This window comes from Bacillus sp. RO1 (genome assembly GCF_012524115.1).
Taxonomy (GTDB): Bacteria; Bacillota; Bacilli; order Bacillales; family Bacillaceae_I; genus Sutcliffiella_A.
Map to the genome: position 1 here is coordinate 68050 of NZ_JAAZWB010000066.1, position 9132 is coordinate 77181.

At 39.0% G+C, this 9132-nt stretch carries 11 protein-coding genes; 5 read left to right on the forward strand and 6 right to left on the reverse strand.

The genetic code is table 11. The features are described 5' to 3' along the window. Positions 1-138 precede the first annotated feature (138 nt). The 3 genes from HC179_RS09645 to ispG all read left to right on the forward strand — a co-directional run bounded on the left by HC179_RS09645 (position 139) and on the right by ispG (position 3041). On the forward strand, positions 139-921 hold the full coding sequence (locus tag HC179_RS09645) for a DUF1189 domain-containing protein (RefSeq protein WP_168864138.1): 783 nt from the start codon (positions 139-141) through the stop codon (positions 919-921). Between the two features lie 105 nt (positions 922-1026). Then, positions 1027-1377 (forward strand): hypothetical protein, encoded by a 351-nt coding sequence (locus tag HC179_RS09650; protein WP_168864139.1) that lies wholly within the window; start codon positions 1027-1029, stop codon positions 1375-1377. A gap of 557 nt (positions 1378-1934) precedes the next feature. Then, positions 1935-3041, forward strand: a complete 1107-nt coding sequence (gene ispG / locus HC179_RS09655; RefSeq protein ID WP_168864140.1) for a flavodoxin-dependent (E)-4-hydroxy-3-methylbut-2-enyl-diphosphate synthase — start codon at positions 1935-1937, stop codon at positions 3039-3041. A gap of 58 nt (positions 3042-3099) precedes the next feature. On the opposite strand, the gene HC179_RS09660 is transcribed toward ispG, so the two are convergent. Beyond that, positions 3100-3513 (reverse strand): DUF4190 domain-containing protein, encoded by a 414-nt coding sequence (locus HC179_RS09660; RefSeq protein ID WP_168864141.1) that lies wholly within the window; start codon positions 3511-3513, stop codon positions 3100-3102. Between the two features lie 183 nt (positions 3514-3696). Between HC179_RS09660 and HC179_RS09665 the strand changes: the two genes are divergently transcribed. Further along, positions 3697-4278, forward strand: coding sequence for a hypothetical protein (locus HC179_RS09665; protein ID WP_205825278.1), 582 nt, complete (start codon positions 3697-3699; stop codon positions 4276-4278). A 41-nt stretch (positions 4279-4319) separates the two neighbouring features. Here HC179_RS09665 and HC179_RS09670 read toward each other — a convergent pair whose 3' ends face one another. The 5 genes from HC179_RS09670 to HC179_RS09690 all read right to left on the reverse strand — a co-directional run bounded on the left by HC179_RS09670 (position 4320) and on the right by HC179_RS09690 (position 8147). Continuing rightward, on the reverse strand, positions 4320-4484 hold the full coding sequence (locus tag HC179_RS09670) for a hypothetical protein (RefSeq protein WP_168864142.1): 165 nt from the start codon (positions 4482-4484) through the stop codon (positions 4320-4322). 119 nt (positions 4485-4603) lie between these two features. Further along, complete coding sequence (locus tag HC179_RS09675; RefSeq protein WP_168864143.1) at positions 4604-5014, reverse strand: Fur family transcriptional regulator; 411 nt, start codon at positions 5012-5014, stop codon at positions 4604-4606. Beyond that, on the reverse strand, positions 5011-5850 hold the full coding sequence (locus HC179_RS09680; RefSeq protein WP_168864144.1) for a metal ABC transporter permease: 840 nt from the start codon (positions 5848-5850) through the stop codon (positions 5011-5013). The genes HC179_RS09675 and HC179_RS09680 overlap by 4 nt, the downstream gene beginning before the upstream one ends. After that, complete coding sequence (locus HC179_RS09685; RefSeq protein ID WP_168864145.1) at positions 5850-6632, reverse strand: metal ABC transporter ATP-binding protein; 783 nt, start codon at positions 6630-6632, stop codon at positions 5850-5852. Before HC179_RS09685 ends, HC179_RS09680 begins: the two co-directional genes overlap by 1 nt. Positions 6633-6737: 105 nt before the next feature. After that, a complete protein-coding gene (locus tag HC179_RS09690) occupies positions 6738-8147 on the reverse strand; it encodes an ATP-binding protein (protein ID WP_168864146.1) in 1410 nt (469 codons plus the stop codon). 141 nt (positions 8148-8288) lie between these two features. Here HC179_RS09690 and HC179_RS09695 point away from each other — a divergent pair, with 141 nt between their 5' ends. Further along, positions 8289-8546 (forward strand): DUF2624 domain-containing protein, encoded by a 258-nt coding sequence (locus HC179_RS09695; protein ID WP_240948504.1) that lies wholly within the window; start codon positions 8289-8291, stop codon positions 8544-8546. The last annotated feature ends 586 nt before the right edge of the window (positions 8547-9132 follow it).

Genomic DNA, 9132 nt, shown 5'->3' on the forward strand with positions numbered 1-9132 from the left:
TCATAATAAATTTACATTATCTTTACAAACCGTAACTTGAAATTTACATTAGTGACTGTTACGCAATTATATATTGTTCCCTTACCCAATTTAAGATAACATGAAATGGATATATTACTTTAAAAGGACTGATAGGAATTGAATATTTTCTCTCAATTTGTAAAGAGCTTGTATTCCCCGAAAGCAATGGCCTCCTTTCGCTTTCAAGGAATAGGTAAAACCATCCTGTACGTATTTTTTCTTGTTCTTATATCTTCTATTCCCATGTTTATCACTTTTGGAACTAGTGCAGTGAATTTAGTTAATAGTACAGAGGAATTTCTACAAAACGAAACACCCGACTTTTATATCAAGGACGGAGAATTTTTTGCAGATGTAGAGGAACCTTTCATTGTAGATGAAGAAGGGTTCACTATTATCTTGGACCCTGAAAATGAGTTATCGTTAAATAAGATCAGCTCTTACGGAGATGTTGTAGCCATCCAGTCAAAGGAAATAATTTTTAAAGGAGTAGGCCAGACCGATTTTGTACCATTAAGTGATTTTCAGGGAACAGAAGTTACTAAAGAGGACTTGCTTCAATTCATGGATTCTGTGGGAAGCGCATTTCCTATCATCATTACAGTTTTAATAGTAGTAGGGTATCTATTCTTTACAGCAACTAAATTCGTTCAAATTTCTATTTTAGGTTTGTTTGGGTTACTCCTTAAAAATGTGTTAAAAAGAAATAAGTTACAGTATCGCCATACATGGGTCTTGGCTGCGTATGCAGTCACGCTTCCAACAATAATTTTCACGATTTTACAGACAAGCAGTTTGGTACTACCTTTTTCATCATTAATAAGCTTTGCTGTGTCCCTTTTCATTCTCTATCTTATAATTAAGGAAGTTAAAGTTAAAAAGCCTACTACAATTAGTTAATAAAAAAGCACCGACAAATTTTAAATAATTTGTCGGTGCTTTTTTGTTATTTTTTTCTTGGACAAGCATATAGTTAAGTATGCTTGACTGAGGGGGAAGTTAAAAATGATCCGATTATTCGTTGCAGCTCTAATTCTCGTTACCATCTACAGCATTTATTATGATTTATCATCCGGCACCATCCCTGAGCCCGCCACTCCTGTTGCAGCTCCTGTTCCGATTACAAGCCCTGATACAGAATCAGAAAGTTCCACCTTATCCTCACCTACTAACAACCTTTACATAGAAGTTGAAATAAAAGCTGGTGATACCGTACTCACTGTGGCAGAAAAAATTGCAAACAAACCAATCCCTGTCTCCATCACACAACTAGTAGAAGACTTCCAAAACCTAAACGACGGCATCACCCCAGAAAAAATTCAAATCGGCAAAACCTACAAGTTTCCTGTCTACTAACAGCCAGGAAACTTTTACTTTATATAATGTATAATAGACAACCCAGTTGATTGAAGTGAATGGAGCGTAGACGCCCGCGGGAGGAAGGGACAGGTGAGACCCATAATTAAAGAAGCCACTGAAAAACTGACATCTCATGTATTTAATTTTTTTAAGCTGGTGATTGGAGCAAAAGGCGGAGACTCCTGCGGGAGAGTAGCGGCAATGTTGAGACCCCGCAGCGAAGCGAGGAGGCTCAAGGTCGCCCCGCGGAAAGCGAAGCCTTTTGCGGAAATCAACAGCGGTGTTTTAAAAACATCAAATATCAAGTACTTTTTCAGCGGCCTCCAACGGCGTGAGGAGACTCACGGACAGCCCACAGGCAAGCGAAGCGCCTGGAACGGAAATCAACCGCTAGTCTGACAGCCAGGAAACTTTTTCACTTGTCAGATGTGGTTACGATTGTTAAAATATGTTGGGAGTTAGTGGATAATACTAGCTTTTTCTCTCATTACAAGCTACTCTTATGAAGAAAGATGTTTTGATCTGTAGATCATTCCTAAAGGAGCGATTCACTCGTGAATGAAATAATACATCGTACAAAAACCCGCCCGGTTAAAGTTGGAGACATCACAATCGGCGGCAGTAACGAACTATTTATCCAAAGTATGACAACCACCAAGACACATGACGTAGAAGCAACGGTTGCAGAAATTAAACGCTTGGAAGAAGCAGGCTGTCAGGTAGTCCGTGTGGCATGTCCCGACGAGCGCGCAGCTAATGCCATCGCTGACATAAAAAAACAAATTAACATTCCGCTAGTTGTGGATATTCATTTTGATTACAAACTGGCTCTTAAAGCAATTGAAGGCGGGGCGGATAAAATCCGTATTAACCCAGGTAACATCGGGCGCCGCGAAAAAGTTGAAGCCGTTGTAAAAGCGTGTAAAGAAAAAGGCATTCCGATTCGTATCGGTGTAAATGCTGGTTCTTTGGAAAAGCGTATCATTGAAAAATACGGTTACCCTACGGCAGACGGCATGGTGGAAAGTGCTCTTCACCACATAAAAATATTAGAAGACCTTGATTTCTACGATATCATTGTTTCCATGAAGGCTTCTGATGTGAACCTTGCTATCGAAGCATATGAAAAAGCAGCAAAAGCTTTTGACTATCCACTTCATTTAGGTATCACAGAATCAGGTACCCTTTTTGCTGGTACAGTCAAAAGTGCTGCCGGACTTGGAGCAATTCTAAGCAAGGGCATCGGGAACACATTACGTATTTCCTTAAGTGCTGATCCTGTGGAGGAAGTAAAGGTTGCACGTGAACTATTGAAATCATTTGGCTTATCATCTAACGCAGCAACACTTATTTCTTGTCCTACATGTGGACGAATTGAAATTGATTTAATCAGTATTGCAAATGAAGTAGAGGAATATATCTCTACAATCAAGGCACCAATTAAAGTAGCAGTACTTGGTTGCGCTGTAAACGGACCTGGTGAAGCACGCGAAGCTGATATTGGTATCGCAGGCGCACGTAACGAGGGATTACTTTTCCGTAAAGGAGAAATTGTCCGCAAAGTGCCTGAAGCTACCATGGTGGACGAATTAAAGAAAGAAATCGATAAAATTGCAGAAGAATACTTTGCAAAACAAGAAGAAGAAAAGGCAAAAGCTTGACACCAATTGGTGCCAAGCTTTTTTGCTGCCTTTAAATGGATGAACCATTTAGGTGGTGTTAAAACAATGGTAATACAAAGATCCCAACAACAATGGAAACGATACCGATTCCGATTGCCCATGCTCCTAACCCAGTTGCCCCACGTTTGCGGGCAATAAAGCCGACGATAATACCGGCAGCTCCCATAATGATTGGTAGGAAGAACAACGACAGGATTGATAAGGCTAACCCTAATATCCCCAGTCCTCGTCCACTCATTCCCATTACGTCACTGCGCTCTTCTTCAAAAATTGCTTCTTGTTCTCTGCTTCTATCTGATTGTACAACAGGAGGCACTGCAGCCACCTCAGCTGCATGCTCTTCTAAAAAGTCCCGGTGTCCCTTCGCTCTAGAAACATGAGGTTCTTCATAAGCCAAGTCTGAATCAAAACGGTCAAGTTTCTCTTCGTTTTTCTCAAATTCACTTGCCATTCGTATCCCTCGCTTTCTTAAGAAGTTAGGAGCATTAATTAGTATGAGCAAGTCAAGGCAAATTCATGGGTGTCAAACTTTGTTAAGTTTTGTTACCTTCACTTTAGTAAATTGACTAAGAAATGAACAGAAAAAAGGACAAAATATGATAAAATAAGTGTAGCAATAGGACTGGAGGCAATTATGAGAAAAAGATTTGGGATTGACATTGATGGGACGTTAACCTGCCCTTCGACTTTTGTACCTTTTATCAATCAAACACTAAATAAAAATATTACTTTAGATGACATGAAACAATATGATTTGACCCCTCTTATGGGCTTAGATGAAGCTGGTTTTTGGAAATGGATGGACGAGATGGAACCGATTATTTATAAAGATGCCCCACTTGCAAAAGGAGCAAAGCCAATTGTGCAACGGTGGAAAGATGAATTTGACCTTTATTTTATCAGCGCCCGCAGAAGCCACCTTTTTGAAGTCACGCAAAACTGGTTCACCAAGCAAGATATTGATTACGATCATTTAGAATTAATCGGTACACACAATAAAATTGCTGCAGTAAAAAAACATAACATTGAGCTCTTCTTTGAAGATAAACATGATAATGCCTGTGATATAAGTGAAGAATGTGACATACCCGTCATATTATTTGATACTCCATACAATAGGGAACCGATTCCTGCAAACGTACACAGAGTCTTCAGTTGGAGAGAAGCAGACCTAAAAGTACAATCGTTACTACACACGATTAGCTCTACAAGGTAAATATTAAAGGAGAGTGGATAAACTAACATCCACTCTCCTTTTTATTTTGACCTAGACATCGCCAACAGAAGCTTGGTTTCTATTGCCTTTACAAAGTCTTCTGTGCTAATATCTGTTCTTTTTGATCCCATATCGCGGATCATCATCATAATGTCTACAAAATCCTCTCTTTTTAAAGAGGATAGCTGTCCACTCTTCGCTGTCATCTCATACACCCTTACGCATCTTTTAAAACATGTTTCGTGTATAACCGCCCATTTTCAGAGGGCACACATGTAAAATGGGTGGTAATTACTATATATGAGATAATCCCAAAATTGTTACTTTAGACACATTCCGGGCACTTACCATATATCTCAAATTTATGGCCAGTGATGTCATAACCTTTCAAATTATCCTCAAGGTCCTGCATTGGACAAGTTTCAATTTCCTTTGTCTTTCCACACAACATGCAGATAAAATGATGATGATGATGTTTTGTCGAGCAGGTAAATCGGAAGTGTTTTTCGCCAGAAAGCTCTGTACTCTCTAAAATTTCTAATTCTACAAACACAGCGAGGTTACGGTAAATCGTATCAAAACTTAAACCAGGATAATTGTCTTTCATTGAATCCAACACATCTTTTGCAGTCAAATACTTATCTTCTTTGGCAAACAGTTCAAGCATTTCCTGTCTTTTCCCTGTATATTTATATCCTTTATCTTTCATTAAAGTGAGCGCCTGTGTTACATTCATTTTTTAACACCCCTTACTTTGTTCCAAATAATGGTTAAAATTAATATAAGTACCGATAAGATTACAATGGTGCCTCCTGGTGCAAGATCAAAATAAAAAGATGATATCAATCCACCAATCACTGCTAGTTCCCCAAAAATGATAGCTAATACAATTGTTTGCTTAAAGCCTCTGCTTAGCCTCATGCTTGCAGCTACAGGTAAGGTCATAAGAGAGGAAACTAATAGTATCCCGACAATGCGCATAGAAGCAGCAATGACAAGGGCTACCATGATGATAAAAACCAAATGAAACACACGTGCATTTACTCCTGATACCTTTGCATGCTCTTCATCAAAGGAAAGGACAAAGAACTCTTTATAAAACAAAACGATGGTGAGCAGCACGCCAATAGTTACGATAAAAACTGTCCAAAAATCAGATGTTGTCACAGCACTTACACTACCGAATAAAAAATTGAATAGATCTGTATTAAAGCCATCTGCAAGGGAAATAAAGATTACTCCAAGTCCAATCCCAGAAGATAAAATAATTGGGATAGCTAGCTCCTGATAATGTTTATATACTCCTCGCAATTTTTCTATAAACAGCGCACCAGTCACAGAAAACGCCATTCCAAAATAGATTGGGCTCACACCTACCATTAATCCGTATCGCTTTTCCACAAGCAGGCTTGCTGCAATTCCGGCCAAGGTCACATGGCTCAAGGCATCTGCAATCAGAGAAAGTCTTCTTACAACGACAAAAACACCTAATAGCGGTGCCAAAAAGCCAATCAATATTCCTGTATAAAATGCATTTCTTAAAAATTCAAATTGCATAAACGCTGATATCATTACATATGCCCTCCATCATGGTGATGGTGATCATGACTTAAAACATGCACATCATGCCCGTAAAACTGTGAAAGGTCATTTGTGCGTAATTTTTCAAACTCATCTGTCACACCGTGAAAATGTAAATTTTTGTTCAAGCAAGCCACATGTGTCACTTTTTCGGTAATCGTTCCCACGTCATGTGTGACCAGAATTAACGTGATGCCTAGCTTTTTGTTCAAGTGGGAAAGCATGGAGTAAAAATTTTGCACATTTTTAATATCTACTCCAACTGTTGGCTCATCTAGGATTAGAAGTTCCGGTTCACTCACTAAAGCCCTTGCGATAAATACACGCTGCTGCTGTCCTCCTGATAAATCTCCAATATTTCTGTCCGTGAAATCTTCCATCCCTACCGCTCGAATGGCTTCTAGTACTTGCTTTTTGTGTTGTTTATTGAAGAAACGCAATAGACCAACCTTTGAAACAAGTCCGGTGGAGACCACTTCAAAGACGGTTGCAGGAAATCCGGAATTGAAACTGTTTGCCTTTTGGGAGACAAAACCGATCTTGTTCCATTCCTTAAACTTGCGAATATCTTTACCAAACAGTTCAATGCTTCCCTTTTGAGGGCGCAAAAGTCCCAGGATACACTTTAAAAGTGTTGATTTACCTGAACCATTAGGTCCTACAAGCCCAAGAAATGCACCTTTTGGCAAGCTCAAATTTATATTTTCGATCACGTTTTGTTTTTCATATTTATAGGATAGCCCCTTGATATCGAGTACTTTTTCCAATTTCATCACACCTTAAAAGATAAGAATCATTACGATTTTATAACAATAAATTAGTATACAACAGGTGGGAGTAAAAGTAAATAAAGAGGTTTTGCCGCAACAAAAAAAGCCCTATTCAGGCTTTTCCTTTATGAGCGGCAAGCGGTAACAAAAGGTGGAACCTTCTCCTAGTTTGCTATCGATGAATAACTCGCCATCATGGTCTTCAATTATTTTTTTACATAATGGAATGCCTAAGCCATTTCCCTTTTCCTTCGTTGTGAAGAAAGGTTTACCGATTCGATCTAACACATCTTCGGCCATGCCTTTTCCGTTATCTATCACCGTAATTTCGTAAAAGGTATCCGATTTTTTGGCTCGCAAAAGAAACAATTTGTTTTTCTGTTCCGGTGCGTATGCTTCAATCGCATTCCGTAAGAAATTCAGCATTACTTGTTTGATCATTGCCTCATTGACCAATACCTGCTCTTCCACTTCATCAATTTCAAAATCGAAATCTATATTATGTAATAAACATTCTGATTGAAAAATATAAACCAAGGACTGAAAGATGTATTGTGGCTGGATAAGCTGCTTTTTCACTTTTTTTCTGGAAACCGATAAAAAGTCCTCGATAATTGAATTCATTCGATTGATTTCTGCCATGATGGTATCGTAATATTTACTCCAATTGTTCGTGATTTGGGAGAGTTGAATGAACCCCTTGATAACGGATAAAGGATTTCTCAATTCATGCGCCATCCCTGCAGAGATTTGTGAGACAGATTCCATCTGTTGTTTATAAACTAGAAGGTTTTCAAATTTCTGCTGATAGGAGCGGTCATGGATGATAAAGAATACTTTCTCCGAACGTTCAAATAAAATACCTTGAATCTGGTATAACACTTCATCGTCATAGCAAATTCTTTCTTTGAACTTCTTATGATGGATGACCTCTTCGTAAATCTCATATAACTTATCCTTCAGAAAGACAGGAGTCAATAAATCATCGAACTCAAGGTTTATATAGTCTTCACCAACATCAAGTTCCAACAATTTTAAGCATCGGTTGTTGATGTATTCTATCATACCGCCTTTAGAAAGGACTAAAATAGCAATATCCAATGAGTTAGTCATAAATTCATTGACCTTTAATGATTGTTCAATCGTTCCATAATGAAGTGGTAAGACAACGGAACTATCCTTATTTTCAATTACATGTCCTGACAGATAGATACGTTCTCCAGAAAGAATTCCTGTATAAACGACTTCATAGAAATTACCGTTTATCCGGTGAAATAAAATCCTCTTAATTTCTTTCCCATCCGAATCGGAAATGTCCTTCAAATATGTATAGACCTCTTGGCGGTAGCTTGATGGGAAGCTAAGAAAAAAAGAACGATTCTCTTCCAACACTGATAGAAATGTGCTGGCTCTCTCATTCCATTCTTCAATAAAGCCATTCGCATTCAGGATAAGCCTTAGGTCTGAACTTAAATATTGAAAAATATCTTGTTCTTTTTTATCTATTATAAACGACAAGGTGACTCCCCCTCGTTACCTTTAAATATCATTTGTTAATGGAATATTTTAATTATACAATAATTTCCCAACAGTTGTCATATTATTTCGTAAAGGTAGCCTTTTTGTTTTTCCAACATAGGCTAAATTGGGAGGGATAATATGATGAACATTTATCAGCAAATCGTCAATAAGAAGCTTCACAACATTACAGCAGAAGAATTGATGAAGTATAGCGGGGAGTATAACATCTCCTTGACATCGGACCAGGCAAAGAAGGTATCTGCTCTTTTAAATTCCAAAAAAGTGAATGTATTTAACACGTCTGAGAGAATTCAATTAATGAAGGAAGTTGCGAAGATTACCGGACACGAAACTGCTAAAAAGGTTAATCAGTTATTTTTGGAGTTTACAAAGTAAGAAATTAAACAGTAAAACTTTATATATTGGTTAACCACCGCTGTTCCTTTACTCAAATGGCTTCGATTTCCGCGGGACGGTGCTTGTGCCTCCTCGCTGCGCTGCGGGGTCTCAACCTACCGTTACTCCCCAGCTGGAGTCTCCGCCATTTGCTCCAATTCACAGCTAGAAAATTTCGTAAAAGGTACGTTCTTGCTTATTCAATTAACTCGGGTAGATACTTTCCATATACCCCTCGTTCAATGAAGCCCTTTGTTGATTGGAGTGTAAGGCGCGAAGACGGCCGCGGGGAGGAAGGGACAGGTGAGACCCCACAGGCGCAAGCCAAGGAGGCTCACGGACCGCCCGCAGGCAAGCGAAGCGCCTGGAACGGAAATCAACTGTGTATTAATGCTTTGTTATCCTTTGGCTCTGTTAAAGCATATTATTGATTTTTTCAGCAACCTAGCTGTTGATTGAAGCAATAGGCGAAGACTCCTGAGGGAGATAGCGTTTAGGGGAGACCCCGCAGGCGCTTTTCCGAGGAGGCTCCCCAAACGCCCCTAGGAAAGCGAAGCCTAATGCGGAAATCAACAGCGGTGTTTAA